General features: G+C 66.9%; 24 protein-coding genes. 6 read left to right on the top strand and 18 right to left on the bottom strand.

Annotation, left to right across the window (positions count from 1 at the left end; all coding sequences use genetic code 11):
- Positions 1–59: 59 nt before the first annotated feature.
- Positions 60–1505 (bottom strand): NADP-dependent isocitrate dehydrogenase, encoded by a 1446-nt coding sequence (locus ACFPMG_RS33130; protein WP_014240945.1) that lies wholly within the window; start codon positions 1503–1505, stop codon positions 60–62.
- 250 nt (positions 1506–1755) lie between these two features.
- On the opposite strand from ACFPMG_RS33130, the gene ACFPMG_RS33135 reads away from it, so the two are divergent.
- Entirely contained in the window at positions 1756–2235 is a 480-nt protein-coding gene (locus ACFPMG_RS33135; RefSeq protein WP_377000167.1) for a phosphate-starvation-inducible PsiE family protein, read from the top strand.
- A 14-nt stretch (positions 2236–2249) separates the two neighbouring features.
- Here the strand turns inward: ACFPMG_RS33135 and hmuQ are convergent, their stop codons facing one another.
- From hmuQ to ACFPMG_RS33155, 4 genes are all read right to left on the bottom strand, one after another.
- Positions 2250–2585, bottom strand: coding sequence for an antibiotic biosynthesis monooxygenase family protein (gene hmuQ, locus ACFPMG_RS33140; RefSeq protein ID WP_377000169.1), 336 nt, complete (start codon positions 2583–2585; stop codon positions 2250–2252).
- Positions 2586–2696: 111 nt separating this feature from the next.
- Positions 2697–3401 carry a hypothetical protein gene (locus tag ACFPMG_RS33145; protein WP_377000171.1) on the bottom strand — a complete coding sequence of 235 codons (705 nt, stop codon included), beginning with the start codon at positions 3399–3401 and terminating at the stop codon, positions 2697–2699.
- Positions 3402–3530: 129 nt separating this feature from the next.
- A complete protein-coding gene (locus tag ACFPMG_RS33150; protein WP_377000173.1) occupies positions 3531–5222 on the bottom strand; it encodes a methyl-accepting chemotaxis protein in 1692 nt (563 codons plus the stop codon).
- A gap of 441 nt (positions 5223–5663) precedes the next feature.
- Positions 5664–6857 carry a vWA domain-containing protein gene (locus tag ACFPMG_RS33155; RefSeq protein WP_377000175.1) on the bottom strand — a complete coding sequence of 398 codons (1194 nt, stop codon included), beginning with the start codon at positions 6855–6857 and terminating at the stop codon, positions 5664–5666.
- A gap of 67 nt (positions 6858–6924) precedes the next feature.
- On the opposite strand from ACFPMG_RS33155, the gene ACFPMG_RS33160 reads away from it, so the two are divergent.
- Positions 6925–7476: an HD domain-containing protein gene (locus tag ACFPMG_RS33160; protein WP_014240953.1), complete on the top strand. Its 552-nt coding sequence runs from the start codon at positions 6925–6927 to the stop codon at positions 7474–7476.
- Between the two features lie 108 nt (positions 7477–7584).
- The gene (ccoG, locus tag ACFPMG_RS33165; RefSeq protein WP_377000177.1) at positions 7585–9051 is read left to right on the top strand and encodes a cytochrome c oxidase accessory protein CcoG; all 1467 of its coding nucleotides are present in this window, start codon (positions 7585–7587) and stop codon (positions 9049–9051) included.
- Positions 9052–9094: 43 nt separating this feature from the next.
- On the opposite strand, the gene ACFPMG_RS33170 is transcribed toward ccoG, so the two are convergent.
- The 4 genes from ACFPMG_RS33170 to ACFPMG_RS33185 all read right to left on the bottom strand — a co-directional run bounded on the left by ACFPMG_RS33170 (position 9095) and on the right by ACFPMG_RS33185 (position 12310).
- Positions 9095–9592: a DUF6803 family protein gene (locus tag ACFPMG_RS33170; RefSeq protein WP_377000179.1), complete on the bottom strand. Its 498-nt coding sequence runs from the start codon at positions 9590–9592 to the stop codon at positions 9095–9097.
- A gap of 99 nt (positions 9593–9691) precedes the next feature.
- Positions 9692–10030, bottom strand: a complete 339-nt coding sequence (locus ACFPMG_RS33175; protein WP_377000181.1) for a hypothetical protein — start codon at positions 10028–10030, stop codon at positions 9692–9694.
- 112 nt (positions 10031–10142) lie between these two features.
- A complete protein-coding gene (locus ACFPMG_RS33180) occupies positions 10143–11108 on the bottom strand; it encodes a pyridoxal-phosphate dependent enzyme (protein WP_377000183.1) in 966 nt (321 codons plus the stop codon).
- Between the two features lie 356 nt (positions 11109–11464).
- On the bottom strand, positions 11465–12310 hold the full coding sequence (locus tag ACFPMG_RS33185; protein ID WP_377000185.1) for an AAA family ATPase: 846 nt from the start codon (positions 12308–12310) through the stop codon (positions 11465–11467).
- A 116-nt stretch (positions 12311–12426) separates the two neighbouring features.
- Between ACFPMG_RS33185 and ACFPMG_RS33190 the strand changes: the two genes are divergently transcribed.
- Complete coding sequence (locus tag ACFPMG_RS33190) at positions 12427–12825, top strand: Mpo1-like protein (RefSeq protein WP_377000187.1); 399 nt, start codon at positions 12427–12429, stop codon at positions 12823–12825.
- Between the two features lie 24 nt (positions 12826–12849).
- Here ACFPMG_RS33190 and alaS read toward each other — a convergent pair whose 3' ends face one another.
- On the bottom strand, positions 12850–15519 hold the full coding sequence (gene alaS, locus ACFPMG_RS33195) for an alanine--tRNA ligase (RefSeq protein WP_377000189.1): 2670 nt from the start codon (positions 15517–15519) through the stop codon (positions 12850–12852).
- A 668-nt stretch (positions 15520–16187) separates the two neighbouring features.
- Between alaS and ACFPMG_RS33200 the strand changes: the two genes are divergently transcribed.
- Positions 16188–17045 carry a transporter gene (locus tag ACFPMG_RS33200; RefSeq protein WP_377000191.1) on the top strand — a complete coding sequence of 286 codons (858 nt, stop codon included), beginning with the start codon at positions 16188–16190 and terminating at the stop codon, positions 17043–17045.
- 110 nt (positions 17046–17155) lie between these two features.
- Here ACFPMG_RS33200 and recA read toward each other — a convergent pair whose 3' ends face one another.
- The gene (gene recA, locus ACFPMG_RS33205) at positions 17156–18235 is read right to left on the bottom strand and encodes a recombinase RecA (protein WP_094302986.1); all 1080 of its coding nucleotides are present in this window, start codon (positions 18233–18235) and stop codon (positions 17156–17158) included.
- 224 nt (positions 18236–18459) lie between these two features.
- On the opposite strand from recA, the gene ACFPMG_RS33210 reads away from it, so the two are divergent.
- Positions 18460–18963, top strand: coding sequence for a class I SAM-dependent methyltransferase (locus ACFPMG_RS33210; protein ID WP_377000193.1), 504 nt, complete (start codon positions 18460–18462; stop codon positions 18961–18963).
- A 26-nt stretch (positions 18964–18989) separates the two neighbouring features.
- Here ACFPMG_RS33210 and ACFPMG_RS33215 read toward each other — a convergent pair whose 3' ends face one another.
- Genes ACFPMG_RS33215 through flgB form a run of 7 tightly spaced genes read right to left on the bottom strand, consistent with a single transcriptional unit; the run spans position 18990 to position 24963 of the window.
- On the bottom strand, positions 18990–21515 hold the full coding sequence (locus tag ACFPMG_RS33215) for a PAS domain S-box protein (RefSeq protein WP_377000195.1): 2526 nt from the start codon (positions 21513–21515) through the stop codon (positions 18990–18992).
- A 50-nt stretch (positions 21516–21565) separates the two neighbouring features.
- The gene (flhB, locus tag ACFPMG_RS33220) at positions 21566–22642 is read right to left on the bottom strand and encodes a flagellar biosynthesis protein FlhB (protein ID WP_377000197.1); all 1077 of its coding nucleotides are present in this window, start codon (positions 22640–22642) and stop codon (positions 21566–21568) included.
- 15 nt (positions 22643–22657) lie between these two features.
- Complete coding sequence (gene fliR, locus ACFPMG_RS33225; protein ID WP_377000199.1) at positions 22658–23428, bottom strand: flagellar biosynthetic protein FliR; 771 nt, start codon at positions 23426–23428, stop codon at positions 22658–22660.
- A complete protein-coding gene (locus ACFPMG_RS33230) occupies positions 23425–23745 on the bottom strand; it encodes a flagellar biosynthetic protein FliQ (protein WP_377000201.1) in 321 nt (106 codons plus the stop codon). Before ACFPMG_RS33230 ends, fliR begins: the two co-directional genes overlap by 4 nt.
- Positions 23746–23775: 30 nt before the next feature.
- Complete coding sequence (fliE, locus tag ACFPMG_RS33235) at positions 23776–24075, bottom strand: flagellar hook-basal body complex protein FliE (protein ID WP_014240969.1); 300 nt, start codon at positions 24073–24075, stop codon at positions 23776–23778.
- 38 nt (positions 24076–24113) lie between these two features.
- Positions 24114–24524, bottom strand: coding sequence for a flagellar basal body rod protein FlgC (flgC, locus tag ACFPMG_RS33240; protein WP_094302992.1), 411 nt, complete (start codon positions 24522–24524; stop codon positions 24114–24116).
- A 34-nt stretch (positions 24525–24558) separates the two neighbouring features.
- Positions 24559–24963, bottom strand: a complete 405-nt coding sequence (flgB, locus tag ACFPMG_RS33245; protein ID WP_377000204.1) for a flagellar basal body rod protein FlgB — start codon at positions 24961–24963, stop codon at positions 24559–24561.
- Positions 24964–25023: the final 60 nt, after the last annotated feature.

Below are 25023 nucleotides of genomic sequence, written 5' to 3' on the forward strand. Positions count from 1 at the left end.
AAGGATGTCCTGCCCGTCTGGACGCCCGGCCGGGGACGATTATTCCCCCGCTTCGCGCTCTACGTTGCCGAGAAGCCGGACTTGCCGTCGAAGTTGCACAGATTCTCGGTCTGGGTGAAGTCCAGCCCGGCGCGGGCGAGCCCTGACAGCAGCTCGACGATGTCGGGGTGGCCGACCGCCACGCCCTCCGGCGCCAGGAAGCGGCAGCGCCAATGGTCCGTGCAGAAGACGCCGATGTTGCCCTCCGGCCAGACCTTCTGCGAGCGGTTGGAGATGCTCGACAGCCGCAGCGCCGGGGTCGCCACCGGCAGGACCAGCCCGGCCAGCTCGTCCGGGTTGCCGCCCGGCCAGTGCAGGAACACGTCCACCCCGACCAATTCCTTCACCGCCTTGCGGCGGGGCGACAGCCGCACCCCGGACTCATAGGCGGGCCGCGCGGTGACGGCGTAGCCGACGGTGGGCAGCGTCACCGGCATCTGGCCTAACCGCTCCACCACCGCGTCGGCGAAGGCATGGGTGCCGACGCGCTGGCGGCTGACCCCGCGGTTGAAGATGTCCACGGTGTGGACGCCGTCCTCGATGGTCTTGAGCCAGGCGTTGTGGATGCGCGCCGCCACGTCGCCCTGCCCGATGTGGACCAGCATCATCACGGCGGCCATCAGCAGACCCGACGGGTTGGCGATCCCCTGCCCCGCGATCATCGGCGCCGAGCCGTGGATCGCCTCGAACATGGCGCAGGCGTCGCCGATGTTGGCGGAGCCGGCCAGCCCGACCGAGCCGGTGATCTGGGCGGCGATGTCCGACACGATGTCGCCGTACAGGTTCAGCGTCACGATCACGTCGAACCGCTCCGGCTGGTCGGCCAGACGGGCGGCGCCGATGTCGACGATCAGATGGTCGGCCTTGATCTCCGGATATTCGGCGGCGATCTCGTTGAAGATCTTCAGGAACAGCCCGTCCGTCATCTTCATGACGTTGTCCTTGACGAAGGCCGTCACCTTACGCCGGTGGTTGGCGCGGGCGTAGTCGAAGGCGTAACGGACGATGCGCTCCGACCCCGGCCGGGAGATCAGCTTGACCGACTGGATCACGTCGTCGGTCTGGCGGTGCTCGATCCCGGCGTAGAGGTCCTCCTCGTTCTCGCGGATGATGACCACGTCCATGCGCGGGTGCCGGGTGCGGACGTAGGGATGGTGCGACACGCAGGGCCGCACGTTGGCGAACAGCCCCAGCGTGGTGCGCGCGGTGACGTTCAGGGACTTGTTGCCATAGCCCTGGGGCGTGGTGATCGGCCCCTTCAGGAAGACCCGCGTGCGGCGGATCGAGCCCCAGCCGGCGGCGTCCAGACCGCCCAGATGGCCGCGGCGGTAGACCTGCTCGCCCGCCGGCACCTCCTCCACCTTCAAGCGGGCACCGGCGGCCTCCATCACGTGAAGCACCGCGTCGGTGATCTCCGGACCGATGCCGTCGCCGCGGGCGACCGTGATGGGGGTGGTTTCGCGCATCCATTCACTCCTGGGGGAACCCTCGAAGGAACGACGCCGGAGGGACCGCGGCGACCCTAGACGAAATCAGGGCTGGAGTTCAATGGCCGGTGCCTTTTTCCACCTGCAAAGCCGGGACCATTGATGCGGCGACTTGACGCTGATCTGCAATGCTTGCGTTTTCCCCATGGCGGCAATGGCAAAACGGCGGGGGCGTCCGCCGGGTTGGGCTTCTATCTTCCCGCACCCTTCGACCTTGCGACAAGCCACGATGCTGCAATCGCTCTCCCGCGCCCCGTCCAACTCGCTTCTCGAACAGGGCCTGATCCGCGCCCTGAAGTCCTTCAACGGGCTGCTGCACGTCGTCCTGGCCATCGCCCTGGTCGCGGCGAGCGCCATGGTGGTCTGGGAATTCTTCGTGGAGGCCTGGGCGGCCTTCCAGAAGGACCAGCTGGCGCACGGCTTCCTGCACGCGCTCGGCGTGCTGTTCATCGTCTGGACGCTGTCCGCGCTGATCTCCGCGGAGGTCGACTATGTGCGGACCAACCGCTTCCACCTGCGGGTCTTCCTGGAGGTGGCGATGATCACACTGCTGCGGCAGCTGATCGTGCGTCCGGTCCAGGCGGTGGCGGGCGACGTGCAGACCGGCGACTGGTCCAGCCTGTGGCAGTACGGCCTTCTGCTCGCCGGCCTCATCACCGTCGCCATCGCCCACCGCCTGATCGGCGACGAGGATGCTTTGAAAGGCTGAGCGCACCCGGCGGCTCAGCCCTCGCGCCCCACGGTCTTCCCCACCACGGTCTGGATGACCTCGAAGCCCTCGAACTGCGGCGGGCCGAGATAGAGCGGCTTGCGGTCCCCCGCCCCGCGATGGGCGGCGCGGAACTCCTCCGAGCGGGTCCAGGCCTGGAAATGCGCCTCCGACTCCCAGACGGTGTGGGAGGAGTAGAGGCGGTGGTCCTCGTAACGCGGGCCGCGCAGCATGTGGAACTCCACGAAGCCCGGAACCGTGTTCAGATGGACCTCGCGGTTCAGCCAGACCTCCTCGAAGTCCTGCTCCGAGTCCGGACGCACGCGGAAACGGTTCATGGCGATGTACATGGCGGAGCCTCCCGAGACCATTTTTGAAGGGCCGCCCCTGAAGGGCTGGTCCTCAAAGTGACGGCGGAGGCCCGCCCCGTCAACCTGACCGCGTCAACCGGCCGCCGGCCGTCAGATCTCGCCCTTGGCGAGCGCGCTGTGCAGGCGTCCGATGGTGTCGGCCAGGTTGGCTCCCAGATCCTTCGCCACCTTGTCCCAAGGCATGGCGGTCCAGGCGCCCTGATCCGCGCACTTCTTGCAGGCGCTCCGGGTTCCCGACCCGATGTTCACTTCCTTGGGTGAGCGGACGGCCACGTATTCCTTGTATGCCTCTTCCGCAGGCTCCGCCTTCGACAGCTTGCCTTTCAGGATCTTGTCGTACAGCTCGACATTCTCGAGCGACATTTCCTGCTTGGCGATCTTGTTCAGCAACTTGAACCAGTATGGCGACTTGAAATAGCCGTCGATGGTCTTCGGCAGGTCGTCGAACCGTTCCAGATCCGTCACGACGCTGCCGGCGATCTTGTTCAACGACGCCACCATGTCGGCGCAGGCTTCGGCGTAGACCGCGTCGCCGTCCTGCTTGGCCGCCTTGCCCGCCGCGTCGAGCGTGGGGATGTAGCCGCCGGCCGCGGATTGGAAGGCACGGGCGTGCTTCTGCGCATCCTGCACGGTCGTGGCGGCGTCGTAGCTCTTCAGCGCGCCTTCCAGGCCGGTCGAGCTGATCTTGCTGAACAGCTTGCCGAAACGGCTCTTGGGATCGGGCTTCTTCTTGCCCGTTGTCTTTTCGAAGCGGTCCTTCGCCTTCTTCCAGGACGCCAGATAGGATTTCGCCACGGTACCCCTCCATTCGAACACGAATGTCCGTGACGATAAAAACGGGATTTCGGTCCGGCAAACGCCGTTCGGTCCGTTCAGGATGAGAATGGGCGGGGGTGCGCTTCCTCGCACACCCCCGAACCCTCCTTACGCGGCGCGGATGCCGGCCAGGAAGCGCTCCACCTCGGTCCGCAGGACCTCCGACTGGCGGGACAGCTCCCCGGCCGCGCCCAGCACCTGGGTGGCGGCGGAGCCGGTCTGGGTGGCGCCGTCGCTGACCTCGGTGATGTTGGTGGTCACCAGATGGGTGCCCTGCGCGGCCTGCTGCACGTTGCGGGCGATCTCGCCGGTCGCCGACCCCTGCTCCTCCACCGCCGAGGCGATGATCGTGGCGATCTCGCTGATCGTGCCGATGGTGTCGCCGATCCCGTTGATGGCCGCTGCCGCCCCGCCGGTGGCCTCCTGCATGGAGGCGATCTGGGAAGCGATCTCCTCCGTCGCCTTGGCGGTCTGGTTGGCGAGGTTCTTCACCTCCGACGCCACGACGGCGAAGCCCTTGCCGGCCTCCCCGGCGCGCGCCGCCTCGATCGTCGCGTTGAGTGCCAACAGGTTGGTCTGGCTGGCGATGTCGGTGATCAGCTTCACCACGTCGCCGATCCGCTGCGCCTGCGCGACAAGGCCCTGGACGCGCTCGTTGGTCTGCTGCGCCTCGCCCACCGCGTGGCTGGCGATGGTGGTGGAGCGCGTCACCTGACCGCTGATCTCGTTGATCGACGCGCTCAGCTCGTTGGTCGCCGCGGCGACCGTCTGCACGTTGACCGACGCCTGCTCGGCCGCCGCCGCCGTGCTGGCCGCCTGCCCCTTGGTCTGGTCGGCGGTGGTCAGCATGCTCTGCGCCGTGGCCTCCAGCTCGGTGGCGGCCGACGCGACGGTGCGCAGGATGCCGGAGACGTTGCGGTCGAAGGACTGCACCAGCTCCTCGACGGCGTGGGTGCGCCGCTCCTTGGCCCGGCGTTCCGCCTCCTCGGCGACCCGCATGCGCTCGCGGTCCACGGCGTTGTCCTTGAAGACCGCCACCGCCTTGGCCATGCCGCCGATCTCGTCGCCACGGCCGAGGCCCGGCACCGTCACCGAGGTGTCGCCGGTCGCCAGACGGGCCATGACGTCGGTGATCCCGGCGATCGGACGGGAGATGCCGACGCGCGCGACCAGGACGCTCAACGCCAGAGCGCCAAGCCCGCCGCCGATGCCGACCACCATCATGAGCGTCGTCATCAGGCTGTTCACGGCGGCCAATTCATCGTTGGCCTCGGCGATGCCCCGCATGTTGCGTTCGGAGGCCGTCTCCATGAACCGGCCCAGCTTGGTGCGGAGCGCGCGGGCCTCGGGGGTGTCGCCATGCTCGCGCGCCTTGTCCGTGGAGGCCTCCATCCCAAGGCGGGCGACCTCGTTGCGGTGCAGGACGAAGGCGCGGGCCGTCTGCTGGATCTCGGCGAAGATCACCTTGTTTTCCGGCGGCTGCAGCGTCTCCAGCTTGCCCATGAGCTTTTCCAGCTCGCCGGTGGCGCCGAGGATGTTCTTGGCGTAGGGCGTGGCGTCGGCCGTTCCGTCCGCGGCGTAGATGCCGCGGCTGTCCATGACGACCTTGTAAATCAGGCTGTTGATCTGCTCGTTGATCAACGCCCGCCGGGACCAGTTCTGAATCTGGTCGAATTTGTCGTCATAGGTCCGCATTCCAATGGAGCCGACACCACCAATGATGACAGCCACCACTCCCAGGATCGCGACAACGCTGTAGATTTTGCCGCTGATGCTGATGCGCGCAAGAAGACCCGCCATTTTCCCTGACCCTCATCGACTGCATTCTGTGTACGAGAAGCTTCATGCTCCGTAATGCAATCGTATGTATTCAAGGTCGAACGATTCTCAGCAACTCTTTGCCCAGTAATGTTGCTGAGAAGCAGCAAAAATGACGACCAATGTTTAAAACGAATGAAAACCAGACTCAGATTGTATCAGATAGCAATACAAATCCAATGAATGTTCAGATACTTAACTTTGCGACTCGGACTTTCCAATCTGCAAAGAAAGAAAATTCATGCCGTTTCCGAAGCAAATCAGTTCGAATTTGCATGTCTTGGAAAGACGAGATCTCCAACGATTGATAAACAGTGGTTCGTGATAGCGCAATATTGAATCTCTCCACCAGACTTGCTCCAATGGATTGAAAACTATATAAGTTTTAATCAATTCCCGAGGGCATCTGGTTGCCCGGGTCTATCACCGGACGAGTTCGCGCATCGCGGCGTCCAGACCCTGCAAGGTCAGCGGGTACATGCGCCCGCCCAAAAGCCGCTGCAGCATGCGAGTGCTCTCGGTGTAGCCCCAGCGCGATTCCGGCGTGGGGTTGAGCCAGACGGCGCGGCTGTAGACCGACAGCATCCGCTGCAGCCAGACCTGCCCCGGCTCCTCGTTCCAATGCTCGACGCTGCCGCCGGCATAGGCGATCTCGTAGGGGCTCATCGCCGCGTCGCCGACGAAGACCAGCTTGTAGTCGGCGGGATAGGTGTGCAGCACGTCCCAGGTCGGGGTGCGCTCGTCGTGGCGGCGCTTGTTGTCGCGCCACACGCTTTCGTAGACGCAGTTGTGGAAGTAGAAGTGCTCCAGATGCTTGAACTCGCCCCGCGCTGCCGAGAACAGCTCCTCGACCAGCCGGATGTGGTCGTCCATTGAACCGCCGATGTCGAGGAACAGCAGCACCTTCACCGTGTTGTGCCGCTCCGGCACCATCTTCAGGTCCAGCCAGCCGGCGTTGCTGGCGGTCGCGCGGATGGTCCCGGGCAGATCCAGCTCGCTGGCCGCCCCGGTGCGGGCGAACTTGCGCAGGCGGCGCAGCGCCACCTTGATGTTGCGGGTGCCGATCTCGACCTGATCGTCCAGATTCTTGAACTCCCGCTTGTCCCACACCTTCACGGCGCGGCGGTGCCGGGATTCCTGCTGGCCGATGCGCACGCCCTCCGGGTTGTAGCCGTAGGCCCCAAAGGGCGAGGTTCCGGCGGTGCCGATCCATTTGGAGCCGCCCTGGTGCCGACCCTTCTGTTCGGCCAGCCGCTCCACCAGCGTCTCCATGAGTTTTTGCCAGCCGCCCAGGGCTTGTATCTGCGCCTTCTCCTCGTCGGTCAGGAAGCGTTCGGCGAGCTTGCGCAGCCATTCCTCCGGCAGGTCGACCACGGGAATCGCGTCGCCCCCGGCGCCCTCCGCCTCTTCCAGCCCCTTGAAGACCTGTCCGAACACGCGGTCGAAGCGGTCGAGATTGCGCTCGTCCTTCACCAGACAGGCCCGGCTGAGGTAATAGAAGTCTTCGACGCGGAAGGCGGCGACGCCGCGCTTCATGGCCTCCATGAGCGTCAGGTACTCGTTCAGCGAGACCGGCACGCCCGCCTTGCGCAGTTCGAAGAAGAAACCCGTGAACATGCCGCTTCCCCCCGTGGGGTTTCGTCCCCATCCGCCCTCATCGTAGCGCCGACCCGCCAGGAACGCCATGACAGCCCTTCTCGACTTCGCCCGCGCGCTGGAGTTCGCCGCGCACAAGCACATCGACCAGCGCCGCAAGGGCGTGCGCGCCGAGCCCTACCTCAACCACCTGTCGGAGGTGGCGTTCCTGTGCGCCGAGGCGACGGCGGGCAATGACCCGGTGGTGGTCATCGCCGCCTTGCTGCACGACACGCTGGAGGACACCGACGCCTCCTATGAAGAGATCGAGCAGCATTTCGGGGCGGAGGTCGCCGGCGTCGTCGCCGAGACCACCGACGACAAACGCCTGCGCAAGGCGGAGCGCAAGCAACGGCAGATCGACGCCGCTCCCACCGCCTCCTCCCGCGCCAAGCTGGTGAAACTGGCCGACAAGGTGTCCAACCTGCGCTCCATGGCCCACAGCCCCCCCGCGGATTGGCCGCTGGAGCGCAAGATCGAGTATTTCGAGTGGGCGCACGCGGTCGTCGCCGGCCTGCGCGGCACCGACGCGCGGCTGGAGTCCCTGTTCGACCGCGCCTATGAGGACGGCTTGGCCGAGTTGCGCGGCGAGGCGGTCTAGACCCATTTCGCCGCCGTGGCGGCTGATTTACCGCAGTGTGACAACATCACGGAAGGCTTATAAAGGAGGGGCTAGGTTGACCGCCGCGTCAAAGCAAGGTCGCACGCCATGTCCCTCACCTCTCCGGCCCCCGCCGCCCACGACGCCGACCAGCCGCGCGAGCGCTGGTTCGTGCATCGCCCCAAGGTCTACGCCGCCGATGTCCACGGCCGCTTCCGCCGCCTGAAATGGCTGGCCCTGGCGGTCCTGCTCGGCGTCTATTACGTCACGCCCTGGCTGCGCTGGGATCGCGGGCCGGGCATTCCTGATCAGGCGGTGCTGGTCGATATGGTGGGTCGGCGCGCCTACTTCTTCTGGATCGAGATCTGGCCGCAGGAGGTCTATTACCTGACCGGCCTGCTCATCATCGGCGCCTTCGGCATCTTCTTCGCCACCACCCTGCTCGGCCGCATCTGGTGCGGCTACGCCTGTCCGCAGACGGTCTGGACCGACCTGTTCATGTGGGTGGAGCGCAAGCTGGAAGGCCCGCGCACCGAGCGCATCCGGCTCGACAAGGCGCCGCTGTCGGCGCGCAAGCTGGGGCTGAAGGCGTCGAAGCACGCCATCTGGCTGGCGATCTCCCTGGTCACCGGCGGCGCCTGGATCTTCTACTTCAACGACGCCCCGACCCTGCTGCGCGAGATCGCGACGGGTGAAGTGTCATGGAAGGTCCTGGCCTTCGCCGGGCTGTTCACCGCCACGACCTATTTCTTCGCCGGTTGGGCGCGCGAGCAGATCTGCATCTACGTCTGCCCGTGGCGCAGCTTCCAGGCGGCGATGGTGGACGAGGACACCTATGTCGTCACCTACCAGGACTGGCGCGGCGAAGGGCGCGCGCCGCTGCGCAAGTCGCAGAGTTGGGAGGAGCGGTCGGCGGAGGGGCTGGGCGACTGCATCGATTGCAAGCTTTGCGTCCATGTCTGCCCGACCGGCACCGACATCCGCAAGGGCCAGCAGATCTCCTGCATCGGCTGCGGCCTGTGCGTGGACGCCTGCAACGACGTGATGGCCCAGGTCGGACGTCCCGGCGACCTGATCCTGTTCGACAACCGCTCCAATCAGGTCGCCAAGGCTGACGGTCAGGCGGCCCCGGTTCGGCTGCTGCGCCCGCGCACGGTGATCTACGCGCTCATCATCCTCGTGGTGGCCGGCGCCATGGCGATCTCCCTCGCGATGCGGCCGACGCTGGACGTCAGCGTGCTGCGCGACCGCGCGCCGCTCTATGTGCAGCAGTCGAACGGCGACGTGCAGAACGCCTACACCGTCAAGATTCTCAACAAGACGCACGAGGCACGGACCTACCGCCTGTCGGTGGAAGGTTTGGCGAACGCCGACCTGTCGGTCGCCAGCGTGGATGCCCAGTCGGGAAGTTCGCTGACGCTCGCCGCGGAAGCCGATTCGGTGGCGACCTACCGCATCTTCGTCCGCGTGCCGCGGGGCGCTGCGACGCCGGGGTCGACCGACGTGACGGTGTTGGCGCGCGACCTGACCAGCGGCGAGATCGGCCGGCACCGCAGCGTGTTCATGGCGCCCTGAAAAGTCCCTCTCCCGGGGCGGGAGAGGGACAGTCCGCGTCCGTTCAGTGCATCGTGTGCCCGCCGACCGCGGCGGCATCGGTAAGGAGCGTCGGGTCCAGCATGCCGAAGATCATGGCGATGTGGGCGACGATCAGGAACAGCCCGACCAGCGCCGCGTGGATCGCCATGCGGCCATGTTCGCCGCGGCCCCGGCCGATCAGCCCGAGGTCCAGGAGCGCGATGCCGCCGAGCGGGACAATGCCGGCGAGGTAGAAGCCCACCGCCAGCACGTCCGCCGGCCCGCGCCAGCCGCCGGATATGGTCAGCGGAACGACGGCGTTCTGCATCAGATGGACGAAGACGCCCGTGAAATAGACGCCGACGGTGATGCCGGCCCAGCGGTTCAGCCGCCGCACCGGGCCGTCATAGTCGCGGGTGTAGAGCAGGTACAGTTCGCTGATCGCCACCGTCTCGGCCAGGATGACGGGGACTGCCATGAAGATCAGCAGGTTCCAGGGCTGGTTGACGGCCAGCAGTTCCATGTAGTGGGTCATGGTCATGAGGTGACTCGCGCGTGTTCGGCGGGCGCGCCGGTGCCGCGATCGGCGTAAGACCGGGCACGTCCGCAGGTCGGGGAAAAGGCGACGGAACGGCGGGAGTCAGGCGCGCGGCGGTGGCAGCGGCGGCGCGTGGGCGGTGGCGGCGGGCTCGGCGTCCGCGCCGGGAACCAAGGTCGCGAGGCGGTGGCCGAAGGGCACACCGATCCGGGCCGGCAGACCGGTCAGGTCGCAGGCCCCGCTCAGGCAGAGACACCCGGCGGTGCCGTGCGCGTGGGTCTTTCCCGGAACTTGGCTGTCCGTCGGGTGGTGGATATCGCAGTCCGCGGCATCCTGCACCGCGGTGGACTCGCAGTGCGGCGCCGGGAGGTCCGCCATGCGCATGGGCGCGGCACCGCCGAGAAGCCCGATGGCCAGAACCACAAGCGCGAGGAGGGACACCAGACGTGTCACGGGGACGACCGGCCTTTTGCCTGCAAGGCCACCGTCTTCCGGACGGTGCGCCCGCAGGATGATCCTGGGCCTGTCCCGGCCCCGCGGTCTTTGATGTCGATCAAGCGGCAGCGAGCGTCCGCACCAGCGTGTCGGAATCCACGTTGCGGCCGGACAGCACGGCGACGGTCCGGCCCTCCGCCGGCGCCTTCCCGGCCAGCAGGGCCGCCACCGCGGCGGCACCGGCTCCTTCCGCCACCATGCCGAAGGAGCCGTGCAGGGTCCGCATCGCTGCCGCGACTTCCGCCTCCTCCACCTCGACCAGGGTGTCGACGAAGCCGGCCAGCAGCGCCTGCGGCAGCTTGCCCAGCGCGTCCACCGCGATCCCGTCGGCCAAGGTCGGTCCCCGCCGGCGCGCCAGCCGCACCCCGACCACGGTGACGGAGGGCTTGCGCGCCTTCACCGCCGCCGCCATGCCAGCCAGCAAGCCGCCGCCGCCCACCGGCACCACCAGCGTGTCGAGGTCCGGGCGATCGGCCAGCACCTCCAGCCCCACCGTGCCCTGCCCGGCGATCACGTCCGGATCGTCGTAGGGATGAACGAAGGTCAGCCGCCGCTCCGCCGCCAATTGCAGCGCGCAGGACTTCGCCTCGCCCACATTGGACCCGGACAGCACGACCTCGGCACCCAGCGCCTCGGTCCGCTCCACCTTGCAGCGCGGCGCGGTGACCGGCATGACGATGGTCGCCGCCACCCCGAGCCGCTGGGCGTGCAGCGCCAGTCCGGCGGCATGGTTGCCCGCCGACATGGCGACGACACCGGCGGCGCGCTCCAGCGCCGTCAGGCGCAGCAGACGGTTCAGCGCGCCGCGCTCCTTGAAGGCACCGGTCGCCTGGAAGGTCTCCGCCTTCAGCCAGACGTCACGCCCCAGCACCGGAGCGGGCAGCAGCGGCGTGCGGACGATCCGCCCATGCAGACGCTCGGCGGCGTCCTCGATGGCGGAGAGGGGGAGCCAGGACGGCAGACGGTCTTCAGCATCATGGCGGACGGAAACGGAAGGCAGACGGGTGGCGTGCGCGGACGGCATCGCGGAAGTCCTCGGGCGGAGGGAACGAAACGGGGGCGGAAAAGGAAGGCGCGAAACCCGGCCCGCGTCAGCGGACCGGGACGATAATTCGCGCGGAGCCCCGCATTCGCTCCGCCGGATGGCGCAACGGACGCGTGAAGCGACGGGTCAGGGGATCGTGATGAACCGGATTGCGGGTTCCGGAAGACCCAGGGCGCACGGACACGCCACACTCCACACCAGATTGCGAAAACGAACGCTCGCGGTCCGGCGCCCTCTGTCAGAGCGCCGGGGCGGTAATTCGCATTCGGTTCAGGTGCGGGGTCGATTGCATGGGTTCAGGCTGCCCCAGATGGGCGGCCGCGGTCAAGCGCTTCCTAGCGCCCTTCCCGCTTGGCGAGAAAAGCCAGCCGTTCCAGCAGATGCACGTCCTGCTCGTTCTTCAGGAGCGCGCCGCACAGTGGCGGGATCAGGCTGCGGGCATCCTTGGCGCGCAGGGTCTCGGGGTCCACGTCCTCGACCATCAGCAGCTTGATCCAGTCGAGCAGTTCCGAGGTGGAGGGCTTCTTCTTGAGGCCCGGCACCTCGCGCAGGCTGTAGAACAGCGACATCGCCTCACGCAGCAGGTCCTGCTTCAGGCCGGGATAATGGACGTCCACGATCCGCTCCATCGTGTCGCGGTCGGGGAAGCGGATGTAGTGGAAGAAGCAGCGGCGCAGGAAGGCGTCCGGCAGTTCCTTCTCGTTGTTCGAGGTGATGATGACGAGGGGGCGCCGCGCCGCCTTGACCGTCTGCCGCGTCTCGTAGACGTGGAACTCCATGCGGTCGAGTTCGAGCAGCAGGTCGTTGGGAAACTCGATGTCGGCCTTGTCGATCTCGTCGATCAGCAGCACGGGGGGTTCCGGCGCCTCGAACGCCTCCCACAGCTTGCCGCGCACGATGTAGTTGCCGATGTCGTGCACCCGCTCCTCGCCGAGCTGGCTGTCGCGCAGGCGGCTGACGGCGTCGTACTCGTAGAGGCCCTGCTGCGCCTTGGTGGTGGACTTGATGTGCCAGGCGAGCAGCGGCTTGCTCAAGGCGCGGGCGACCTCCTGGGCCAGCACGGTCTTGCCGGTGCCCGGCTCCCCCTTCACCAGCAGCGGGCGCTCAAGCGTGATGGCCGCGTTGACGGCCACCATCAGGTCGTCGGTGGCGACGTAGGAGTCGGTGCCGGTGAAGCGCATGCCAGTCGGTTCCGCGGTATTGTTCGTTGACCCGCGCATCCTTCCAGCACGGCGAGCGTCATGCAAGACGGAACCGCCGCGGGTCGCCCGGCGTTCCCCCGCGGAAGGAGTCCGCCATGGCGACCGATCCGAACTTCTGGCCCGCTTATCTGGAACAGCACCGCGACCCGACGAACCGGGCGCTGCACGTCGTCGGCACGCTGTCAGCTGCAGCCCTGCTTGGGGTGGGACTGGCCCGCCGCGACTGGCGGGCGCTTATGGCGGCGCCGCTGGTCGGCTACGGCGCGGCGTGGCTGGGCCATGTCCTGGTGGAGCGGAATCGCCCCAAGACGCTGGACGCGCCGGTAGCCTCGCTGGCCGCGGACATCCGCATGGCCGGGCTGGCCCTGACGGGACAGTTGGCGCGGGAATACCGGCGCTACGGCATTCCCGACCGCCCCGGCCTCGTCATTCGCCAGCACCCGCCGAGCGCACCCGCGTTGGAGCCGGTGCCCTCGGACGAGAAACGCGGTTAGGAGGCGGCCTTCGCCGGAGGTTGGTCAGGAGGCGGCCTTCGCCGCCACCGCCTTCTCGATGGCCTCGACGGCGGCGGGCGCCAGCGCGGCGTCCGGACCGCCGGCCTGGGCCATGTCCGGACGGCCGCCGCCGCCCTTCCCGCCCAGAGCCTCCGCACCGACGCGCACCAGATCGACGGCGCTGATCTTGCCGGTCAGGTCGTCGGTGACGCCGACGACGATGGACGCCTTGCCCTCGTTCGACGCGATCAGAACGACGACGCCGGAGCCGACCTGCTTCTTCAGCTCGTCGGCCATCGGCTTCAGGTCCTTGGCCGGCAGCCCCTCGACCACACGGGCTGCGAACTTGACGCCCGCGATGTCCTTGGCCTCGCTGCCACCCTCGGCCTTGGCACCACCGCCCATCGCCACTTGGCGACGGAGTTCGGCCAGTTCGCGCTCCATCTTCTTGCGCTCGTCGACCAGCGCGGCGAGGCGCGACGGGACGTCCTCCGGACGGACCTTCAGGACGGACGCCGCCTCGGTCAGCAGATGATCGCGCTCCGACAGCCAGGCCTTGGCGCCGGTGCCAGTCAGCGCCTCGATGCGGCGCACGCCCGCGGCGACGGCGCCCTCGGCGACGATCTTGAACAGGCCGATGTCGCCGGTGCGGCGGACGTGGGTGCCGCCGCACAGCTCGATGGAGTAGTCGCGGTCCAGCTCGCCGTGCGGGCCGCCCATGGAGACGACGCGCACCTCGTCGCCGTACTTCTCGCCGAACAGGGCCATGGCGCCGGAGGCGCGGGCCTCGTCCGGGGACATCAGGCGGGTGACGACCTCGCTGTTGCCGAGGATGCGGCGGTTCACCTCGTCCTCGACCGCGGCGATGTCCGCCGGGGTCAGGCCGGTCGGCTGGCTGATGTCGAAGCGCAGGCGCTCCTGGGCGACCAGCGAACCCTTCTGGGTGACATGCTCGCCCAAGCGGCGGCGCAGTGCCTCGTGCAGCAGGTGTGTGGCCGAGTGGTTGGCGCGGATGGCCGAGCGGCGCTCCGTGTCCACGCGCAGCTCAACCACGTCGCCGACCTTCAGCGTGCCCTTGGTGACCGTGCCGACATGGGCCCAGACGGCGCCCAGCTTCTTCTGGGTGTCGGAGACGGCGACCTCGGTGCCCTCGGCGGAGAAGATCACCCCGGCGTCGCCTACCTGACCGCCCGATTCACCGTAGAAGGGCGTCTGGTTCACGATGACCAGCACCTCGTCCCCGGCGGCGGCCTGCTCGACGCGGGCGTCGCCCTTGACGATGGCGGTCACCTTGCCCTCGGCGACCTCGGTGTCGTAGCCGAAGAACTCCGTGGCGCCCAGCTCGTCCTTCAGCTCGTACCACAGCTTCTCGGTCGTCGCCTCGCCCGAGCCGGCCCAGGACTCGCGGGCCTTGCGGCGCTGCTCGTCCATGGCGGCCTTGAAGCCGCTCTCGTCGACCGGGCGGCCCTGGGTGCGCAGCACGTCCTGGGTCAGGTCGAGCGGGAAGCCGTAGGTGTCGTACAGCTTGAAGGCGACGTCGCCGGGCAGCGGCTGCCCCTCGCCCAGGCGGCCGACCTCGTCCTCCAGCAGGCGCAGGCCGCGCTCCAGCGTCTGCTTGAAGCGGGTCTCCTCCAGCTTCAACGTCTCGACGATCAGGGCGCGTGCGCGGTTCAGTTCCGGATAGGCGTCGCCCATCTGCTGGATCAGCGCCGGGACGAGGCGGTGCATCAGCGGCTCGCGCGCGCCGATCATGTGGGCGTGGCGCATGGCGCGGCGCATGATGCGGCGCAGCACATAGCCGCGGCCCTCGTTCGACGGCAGAACGCCGTCGGCGATCAGGAAGCAGCAGGAACGCAGATGGTCGGCGATGACCCGGTGCGAGACGGCGTGCGGGCCGTCCGGGGCGGTCTTCGTCGCCTCGGCGGAGGCCACGATCAGCGCCCGCATCAGGTCAATGTCGTAGTTGTCGTGCTTGCCCTGGAGCACGGCGGCCAGTCGTTCCAGCCCCATGCCGGTGTCGATCGACGGCTTCGGCAGGGCGATCAGGTCGTCGGGACCGCGCTGCTCATACTGCATGAACACGAGGTTCCAGATCTCGATGAAGCGGTCGCCGTCCTGGTCGGGCGAACCCGGAGGACCGCCGGCGATGTGCGGGCCGTGGTCGAAGAAGATCTCCGAGCAGGGACCGCAGGGGCCGGTGTCGCCCATGCGCCAGAAATTGTCGTCGGTCGGGATGCGGATGATGCGGTCGTCCGACAGGCCGGCGACCTTGCGCCAGATGCCCGCCGCGTCCTCGTCGGAGCTGTGGACGGTGACCAGCAGCTTGTCCGCCGGCAGCCCGAACTCCTTCGTCACGAGGTTCCAGGCAAAGGCGATCGCGTCGTCCTTGAAGTAGTCGCCGAACGAGAAGTTGCCCAGCATCTCGAAGAAGGTGTGGTGCCGTGCCGTGTAGCCGACGTTGTCCAGGTCGTTGTGCTTGCCGCCCGCGCGCACGCACTTCTGCGAGGTGGTCGCGCGCGAATAGGGCCGCTGCTCCGCCCCGGTGAAGACGTTCTTGAACTGCACCATGCCGGCGTTCGTGAACATCAGCGTCGGGTCGTTGCGCGGAACCAGCGGCGACGACTCCACGATCTGGTGACCGTTCTTCGCGAAAAAGTCCAGGAACGTGCGGCGGATGTCGTTGGCGGTCTTCATAAGCTGTCCAGGCTCCGGCTACGGTCGGCTACAATCGGCGGCGCGGCCTTGTTCGCGGCCGAACCGTGCTTTTAACGTGAGTTGGTGTGGCTGTCCACAGAGTGCCAGCGGGGCTGCGGACCGCGATGGCACGGGCCTCGCGCTCCACCCCCGACAGGGCCGGCCCAAGCGGCGCAGTCAACGCGCGTCATCTTTGAATACCGTTTGATCGAAAGTCCTATTTGCACCGAAATCCCCATGCTGCATTGCAAAGACATCAACAACAGAAGCTTAATGCTTCGAATCGGCCGTATTGTTCTTTAGTATTACGCAATAATTTAAAGAATCTTCACAGAAATCCACTGTCTTTTATTTTCAGATCATTACCAATTGCACTTATGCACAAGGGGCAAGATGCGAACCCCACCAGCGCATCCTCCATCCATTCTCAACCCTATCATTCAAGGCACAGAAATTTTGCATGTGCGAAATGGAATTCATCGCATGAAGGCGATTCCACAAACGAAAGTACCATTGCGCCCCCGCATCACATCAAGCGTATTAGCAAACATCACACGAAGATAACCGACCGATACTGAAGGGTTTTCTCTTTGTATTGGTCAACATGGCACAAGAAGCCCTTGAGGGACTTGCAGGGGACGACACTGCATATGGAAAGAACAAACACGATGCTGAATGATCTTGGCTCCAAGCTGCGCAAATCCATTGATTCTCTGGCCTTCAAGAGCGGTGTCGCGGCAGCCGCCTGCATGACGGCGTTGTGCATGACGGCGGGCTCACCGGCGTTGGCGGGATCGGTGACCCAACCGGGCGAAACCATCGGCCTTGCGGTCGGCGCACCGTTGCCGGAAGGCGTCTATTTCGTCGACACCTTCGATTGGGGCGTCCGCGAGGGCCAGAACGGCGCCCCCGACACCACGCTGGCGGTGAACATCCCGGTGCTGGCCTGGGCGACGCCCGCCAAGGTCCTGGGCGCCCGCCTTCAATTGCTGGCCGCCCTGCCAGCACTTGCCGTGGGCGTTCAGAACAGCGATTACACGAGCGGCATCTACAACCCGTTCCTCGCGGGCCAGCTGGCGTGGGACCTGGGGAACGGCTTGGGCGTCAGCTACCTGCTGGGCGTTTATCTCCCGGTGGGCAACAAGCTGGGCTTCGACTCGACCTCGATCAACCAGCGCCTCGGCATCAGCTACACCGCCGACGACTGGAACCTGACCGCCAACACGATCTACGGCATCCACACCCGTTCGGAATCGCGGACGCTCAACCCGGACTTCCTGAACATCGACGTCACCGCCACGAAGACTTTCGGGAAGTGGACGGTCGGCCCGGTCGGCTTCGCCTCCTGGGATTTGAACAAGCCGACCTCCACATACCGGAAGCAGGACCAGATCGCCCTGGGCGCCCTGGCCGGCTACAACTTCGACAAGGTGATCCTGCAGGGCTACCTGACTCGCACGGTTAGCGAGACCAACTATGGCGGCAAGGACACCCGCGCCTGGGGCCGCCTGATCGTTCCGTTCTAAGCGGAACCAATTCTCCGCCTCTCCGCACTTCTCCGCCTCTCCGCACAAAGAAAAGGCCCCCCTCCAGCGAACCGGAGAGGGGCCATCCTGTCGGCGACGGAGCGACCGGATCACTCCGGCGTAGCAGCGTCCCCGTCGGTTTCCGGGGTACCCATCATGGCGTCGGCGACGAGACCGGCGTTGCCGCGGATCTTCGCCTCGATGGCGTCGGCCGTGGCCGGGTTGTTGCGCAGGTAGTTCTTGGCGTTCTCGCGGCCCTGGCCGATGCGGGTGCCGTCGTAGCTGAACCACGCGCCCGACTTCTCCACCACGCCGGCCTGGATGCCGAGGTCGAGAAGCTCGCCCACCTTCGACACGCCCTCGCCGTACATGATGTCGAACTCGACCACGCGGAACGGCGGGGCCATCTTGTTCTTCACCACCTTCACGCGGGTCTGGTTGCCCACCACCGTCTCGCGGTCCTTGATCGCGCCGATGCGGCGGATGTCCAGACGGACGGAGGCGTAGAACTTCAGCGCGTTGCCGCCGGTCGTCGTCTCCGGGTTGCCGAACATCACGCCGATCTTCAGGCGGATCTGGTTGATGAAGATCACCAGGCAGTTCGACTTGGCGATGGAGCCGGTCAGCTTGCGCAGCGCTTGGCTCATCAGGCGGGCATGCAGGCCGACGTGGCTGTCGCCCATCTCGCCTTCCAGCTCGGCGCGCGGCACCAACGCCGCCACCGAGTCGACCACCAGCACGTCGACGGCGCCGGAGCGCACCAGCGTGTCGGCGATCTCAAGCGCCTGTTCACCGGCGTCGGGCTGGGAGATCAGCAGTTCATCCACATTCACGCCCAGCTTGCGGGCGTAGGACGGGTCCAGGGCGTGCTCCGCGTCCACGAAGGCGCAGGTGCCGCCGCCCTTCTGGGCCTGGGCGATGGCGTGCAGCGCCAGCGTCGTCTTGCCCGAGCTCTCCGGCCCGTAGATCTCGATGATGCGGCCGCGCGGCAGGCCGCCGATGCCCAGCGCGATGTCGAGGCCGAGCGAGCCGGTGGAAACGACCTCCGTCTCGACCGTGTTCTCGCGGGCGCCGAGCTTCATGATCGAGCCCTTGCCAAAGGCGCGCTCGATCTGCGCCAGAGCGGCATCCAGGGCCTTCTGCTTATCCATGGAATCCTTCTCGACCAAACGAAGCTGTGCGGACGACATGCCCGTCTCCCCTTGTTAGATCACATCCGCGGCCCCAGGGCCAACGATCTCACCAACGGTCATTCAGTGAGAGGGAATGTACCAGCTTTGTTCCCCTGCGCAAAGCTCTAAGTTCCGCGAATGTTCTCATCGCAAGTTGGGGACGATCCGGCGCCATGCAACGGAATTTTAACTGCGGCGTTCAAGAGGAGATGCCCCTCCAACGACACCCCGAAAAGCCACGCATGACGACCGTCCACTCCACGCTCGACCGCATGATCGACCGCCTCACCACCCAGCGCGTCGCGCTCGGCTGGGCCGCCGGCTGCGTTGCGGGAACCCCTGGTTTGGTGATGGAGGTCGGTCTGGGCAAGGGCCGCACCTACGACCATCTGCGCGGCCTGTTCCCGCCGCGCGACATCCTGGTCTTCGACATGTGGGCGCGCGTTCCCGCCGCCCTGCGCCCGGATGAGGACCGGCTGTTCCTGGGCGATTTCCGGAACACGCTGCCCGCCGCGGCGGAGTGCTTCCGCGGCAGCGTGCGGCTGGCCCACACCGACATCGGCAGCGCGCAGGAAGACGACGAGGACGGCATCCGCCAGTGGATCGGCGGGCTGATCGAACCCTTCCTGGCGCCGGGCGCGCTCGTCCTGTCGGACCGCCCGATCGGCGCCGGGCGTCACGGGTGGGAGGCTCTCGACGTTCCCGGAACGGAACGCTGGGCCTATCACGGCTGGCGCGTCGGATAGACGGCGCCGCAGCCCCCAGGCCGCCGCTATTTGCCGTCCCGGATGACCTCCTTCACCTTGGAAGCCAACTGCTTCAGGGAGAAGGGCTTGGGCAGGAAATGGGCGACCTCGACCCCGTCGATCTCGCCCAGACGGTCCTCGGCGTAGCCGGAGATGAAGATCACCCGCATGTCGGGCCGCATTTGCCGGACATGGCGGGCCAGGGTCGGGCCGTCCATCTGCGGCATCACCACGTCGGTGATCAGCAGGTCGATGCGGTTGCCGTCCGTGCCGATCTGCTGCAGCGCGGCCTCGCCGTTCTTGGCCTCCAGCACCTGATAGCCCTTGTTGCGCAGCGCGCGGGCGGAGAAGACGCGCACGGCGTCCTCGTCCTCGACCAGCATGATGGTGCCGGAGCCGGTCAGGTCGCTGCCGCGCCGCTCCCGCGGCTCGCCCTGGTCGGGGCGGGCCTCGCCCTTGTGGCGGGGCAGCAGAATGGTGAAGGTCGTCCCCTCCCCCTTCTCCGACTCGACCAGCACGAAGCCGCCGGTCTGGCGGACGATGCCATAGACGGTGGACAGCCCCAGCCCGGTGCCCGACCCCACCCCCTTGGTGGTGAAGAAGGGCTCGAAGATGCGCTGGAGATTCTCCTTGGGAATGCCGCAGCCGGTGTCGATCACCTCGATGGACACATACTCGCCGGGCGGAATGGTCTCATGCTCACGGCGCTGCGCCTGCTCCACCACATGGTTGGAGGTGACGATGGTCAGCCGCCCGCCCCCGGCCATGGCGTCGCGCGCGTTGACCACGAGGTTGATGATGACCTGCTCCAGCTGGTTCTGGTCCACCTTGACGTAGCCGATGTCCCGGCCATGGAGCATCTTCAGTTCGATGTTCTCGCCGATCAGCCGGCGCATCAGGTTGCCGAGTTCGGCCAGGACGTCGGTCACGCTGAGAATGCGCGGCTGGAGCGTCTGCTGACGCGAGAAGGCCAGGAGCTGCCGCACGAGGTTGGCCGCGCGGTTGGCGTTCTGCTTGATCTGCATGATGTCGCTGAAGGACTGGTCGCCCGGCTTGTGGCGCAGCAGCAGCAGATCGCAGAAGCCGATCATCGCGGTCAGCAGATTGTTGAAGTCGTGGGCGACGCCGCCGGCCAGCTGGCCGACCGCCTGCATCTTCTGCGACTGGGCGAACTGGGCCTCCAGCCCCTTGCGCTCGGTCATGTCGATGAAATGCAGGATCAGCCCCGCCGCCCCTACCGGCCCCACCCCGCCCAGCCGCCGCGCGTAGAGCTGGGCCACCAGCTCGCGCCCGCCGGACAGCCGCACCTCCAGCGGAGCGGCGGGGTCGGAGCCGCCCTGCACGGCGGTCAACCGCTCGGTCACCATGGCGCGCTCCGCCGGAACGATCAGGTCGGCCATGGTCCGCCCGAGAACGTTGCCGGCCTCGCTGCCGATCAGCGCCAGGAAGGCCTGGTTGCACTCGGCCAGCCGCCCGCCCTCGTCCACCAGGGCGATGCCGATGGGCGCGTCCTCGAAGAAGCGCTGGAAGCGCTGCTCGGACAGGCGCAGGGCCTCCTGCCATTCCCGTTCCGGCGTCAGGTCGCGCACGACGGACCGGGTGTGCGAGGTACGGCCGTCCTCGCCCCGCACCACGCCCTGCGCGACATAGGCCTGGAAGCGGCGGCCTTGGAGCCCGTGCATGGCGATCTCGCCGCGCTGCTCCAGCCCGCCGCCCTCCAGGAGGTCGTAGGGAGCGGAGGCGGCAGGCGGATGGGCCAGCACGTCGTGGAGACGGCGCCCGCCCTCGACCAGATCCTCCGGCGCGCAGCCCAGCCACTTTGCCAGGGTCGCGTTGACGAACTGGAAATGCCCGTCCTGATCCACCGAGAAGAAGCCGATCGGCGCGTGGTCCATGAAATCCACGAGTTGGGTCTGCTCGCGGCGCGTCACCTGCTCCAGCTCGCGCCGGGCGGTGATGTCCTCGACACGCCACATCACGGCCCCGGCGTGCCCGTCGATGGGCTGGCCCTGGATGCGGCGCCATTCGGCGGCGCGCCCCTGCTGGCGGATGGCGAGTTCGATGGAACCGGAATAGCCGCCCTTCACCCGCTCGCACAGGCGGCGGAAGGCGTCGGCGCTGTCCGGATCGTCGGCGAACTGGCGCTCCAGGGCGCGCAACGGTGGTTCTCCTTCGCTCCAGCCGGTCAGCGAGCGGAAGGTACTGTTGACGAAGACCACACGCCCGGCCCCGTCGCAGACCAGCTGGCCGGACGGAAGCCCTTCCAGCGCGCTGCCCAGCAGGGAGCCGACGCGGGCCACCCGCCGCTGTGCACGGACCATGCGGATCGCCAGGACCAAGGCTCCCGCGCCCGCGGTGGTCAGCCCGGCCCAGGCCAGCGGGTCGCGGTCCAGAACCACCCCCGCCCCCGCCGCGGCCAGCCCGGCCAAAAGAAGGACCGCCAGAACGCCGGTGGCGAAGGCGCCGCCGGGCCGCTCCCCCACCCCCGCGACACCATCGGTGCGCCGTCCGGCGGGAGCGCTGTCGGCAAAGGAAGAGGTCGTGTCGTCCACCGGAACTCCAGGTCAGCCGTTCGCCGCAAGGAAAGGTCCGGGAACGGCCTTCAGTTCCGCACCGCGCGTCCTTTCAGCTTGAAGACATAGGTAATGACTTCCGCCACGGCACGATAGTGCTCGGACGGAACCTCCTCGTCGATATCGCATGCGGCATAGAGCGCACGGGCGAGGGGTGGATTCTCCATCACCGGCACGCCGTTCTCCTCGGCGATCTCGCGGATCTTGAAGGCGACGGCGTCGGCGCCCTTCGCCACCACCATGGGGGCACCCATGGTCTGGGCATCATATTTCAGCGCGACGGCAAAGTGGGTCGGGTTGGTCACCACCACGTCGGCGCTGGGCACAGCCGCCATCATGCGCTTGCGCGCCCGCTCGAACCGCAACTGACGGATGCGGCCCTTCACGTGCGGATCGCCTTCGGCCTGCTTGTGCTCGTCCTTCACCTCCTGCTTGGTCATGCGCATCTTCTTGTCGAAGCTGTGGCGCTGCCAGAACAGGTCAGCCCCCGCGATCAGGGTCAGGATGGCCAGCACGCCGGCCAGCAGCCGGAAGGTCAGGCCGTCCATCTCGCGGAGCAGCATCATCATGTCGATGCCGATGAAATGCTCGATGGTCAGCATCATCGGCTGGAGCGCGATGTAGGCGACGACGCCGACCACCGCGACCTTCGCCAGACTCTTCAGCAGATCGACGCCCTTCTGGGCGCTGAACAGGTTGGCGATGCCGGAGATCGGATTCAGCTTGCTGAATTTCGGCGCGATCAGTTCCCAGGAGACGTTGAAGCCCTTCTGCCCGATGGTGCCGATCACACCGGCGAAAAGCAGGAACAGGATCGGCAGCCACAGCGCCCACAGAATGTCCTTCATCACCCGCATCAGCACCGCACCGACCCCGCCCTGGTCCATGGGGATCTGATCCAGGTTCTCGAAGAAGAAGTTCAGGCGGGGCACCATGCCCTTCAGCGTTCCGGGCAGGGTCGTGACCAGGATCACCAGGACCGCAGCGATCATCAGCCAGTTGCCGATTTCCTGGGTCATCGCGTACTGGCCCTGCTTGTGGGCCTCTTCAAGCTTCTTTTGCGTCGGATCTTCTGTTTTGGATGATTCATCCGCGTCTTCGGACACCGGCTCTCTCCCCGCTCAGCCCGGTCTCAGGAAATCGACGAAGGCGGCCTCGAAGTGGGTCAGCCAGAACATCATCATGGCGGCCAGCGTCAGGGCGAACATGAACAGCCCCAGCGCGACCTGGAGCGAGGTGAACAGGAAGAACACCTGGATCTGCGGCGCCAGCTTGTTCAGCAGACCCAGCGCCAGCGCGAACAGCATGCCCGAGATCAGGAACGGCGCCGACATCTGCACGCCGATCACGAAGGACTTGCCGACCAGTTGCCCGACCACGTTGGCCATGTCGTCGATGGGAATCGCCGCTCCCGGCGCGAAGGTCGAATAGCTGTCGACCACCGCCATGATCAGCAGATGATGCAGGTTGGTGATGAAGATCAGCAGCAGCCCCAGCCAACCCAGCAGGGCGCCGGGCAGCGATCCCTGCGACGCCATGGCCGGGTTGAACATCTGGGCGTTCGACAGGCCGGACTGCAGCGCGATGATCGTCCCGGCCACCTCCAGGGCACCCATCAGCAGGCGCGCGACGGTGCCCATGAAGATGCCGACGGTCACCTCCCCGGCGATCAGGACGAGCAGGCGGAAGGCGTTGTCGGGCATCGGCGGCATGCGGTCGCCCAGCACCGGCGCCACCAGAACGCTGACCGCGACGGAAAAGAGAAGGCGCGTGCGGGCGGAGACGAAGGCGTCCCCGATGGTCGGCATGATGCTGAAGGCCGTCCCGACGCGCGCGAACACCAGCAACCAGAGGAAGATCTGGTCGCCCAAAAACTGCTGAAGCAGGTTCATCCGCCGCCGCCGGGCAGGTTTCCGGCGTTGGGGACCGTGTTCACGCCGGTGCCGATGGCGACGATTCGGTCGGCGACCTCATGCTCGAAGAAGGAGCGCAACTCGCCCAGCATGAAGGGCATCAGCAGAATCGACAGGCCGAAGACCAGAAGCACCTTCGGCACCATGGCCAAGGTCTGCTCGCTGATCTGGGTGACCGCCTGGAACACCGAGATGACCGTGCCGACCACCATCATGGCGACCAGCACCGGCGCCACCACGAACACCAGCGTGATGATCGAGGTGCGGCAGATCTCAATGACGTCGGTTTCGCTCATGACGCTTCGCCCAGGGTCCGCAAGGCGCCGTCAGATCGGCATGCGCAGGATTTCCTGGTAGGCCGACAGCACCTTGTCGCGCACGGCGGTGACGGTCTGCAGCGTCACCTCGGCGTTGGTGACGGCCTGGACCACGTCGGTCAGGTCGGCCTGCCCGACGGCGGCCTTGGCGGTCATCGTCTCGCCCTGCTTGAGGTCGCCGATGACCTCCTTGGCGGTCTGTTCCAGCACGTCGCCGAAGCTGACGCCGTTGCGCGGGGCCATGCCCGGCCCAGTCGTGGAGGCGGCGGTGTTCGCGTAGGCCGCGGCGGCGTTGATCGGGTTGACCATGGGACGTGCGTCCTTCCTTCAGAAAAAGCGTCGCGGCTTCAGGCGCGGAGGATGTCGATGGTGCGCGTCAGCATCTGGCGGGCGCTGTCGACCGCCGACAGGTTGGCCTCGTAGGAACGCTGCGCCTCGCGCATGTCCATCGCCTCGACCACCGAATTGACGTTGGGCAGCAGAACGTAGCCGTCGGCGTCCGCGGAGGGGTGCGAGGGGTCGTAGCGCCGCTCGAAGTCCTTCTTGTCCACGTCGATCTTGGCGACGCGGACGAGATCGACCCCCATCTGGCGGTCCAGGGCGTTCTGGAACATCACGACCTTGCGCCGATAGGGCAGATCACCCGGCGTTTCCGCCGTGGTGTTCGCATTGGCCAGATTTTCCGCGATGGTCTTCAGGCGGGTGCCCTGCGCCTTCATGCCGGACGCGGACACCGCCATCGACGTGTAGAGATCCATGTTCCGCCTCCTTCTGCCCGACCCCCGCCGCTCCTTAACCGCCGCTGCGGATGGAGGAGCGGATCAGGTTGACCTGCTTTTTGTAGAGGTTCGTGATCGTCTGGAAGTCCATGCCGGTCTGGCCCTGCTTCAGCATCTGCTCTTCCAGGACCACGGTGTTGCCGTCCGGCGCCGTCTCGTAGGGATTGCGCTGGCGCTGCTCCTGGTTCAGCCCGCCCGCGCCGCGCGTCCCCTGGAGGTGCGAGGCGTTGGTCGCGCTGGGCTGGAGGCGGCGGCTGTCGGACAAGGCGTCGCGGAAGGTGAAGGGCTTCAGGTCCCGGCCCTTGTAATCCGGCGTGTCGGCGTTCGCGATGTTCGCCGCGATCACGTTCTGGCGTTCGGTCAGCCAGCCCATCTTGCGCGACATCAGCTTGAAGAGGCCGAGATTTTCGAGATTCATCGCCGGGTTCCGGTCTGAGGGCCTGCCGCCCGGACGCGCGAAGGCGCGCAGCAAGGCGGG

It is taken from the genome of Azospirillum himalayense (genome assembly GCF_042657465.1).
Taxonomy (GTDB): Bacteria; Pseudomonadota; Alphaproteobacteria; order Azospirillales; family Azospirillaceae; genus Azospirillum; species Azospirillum himalayense.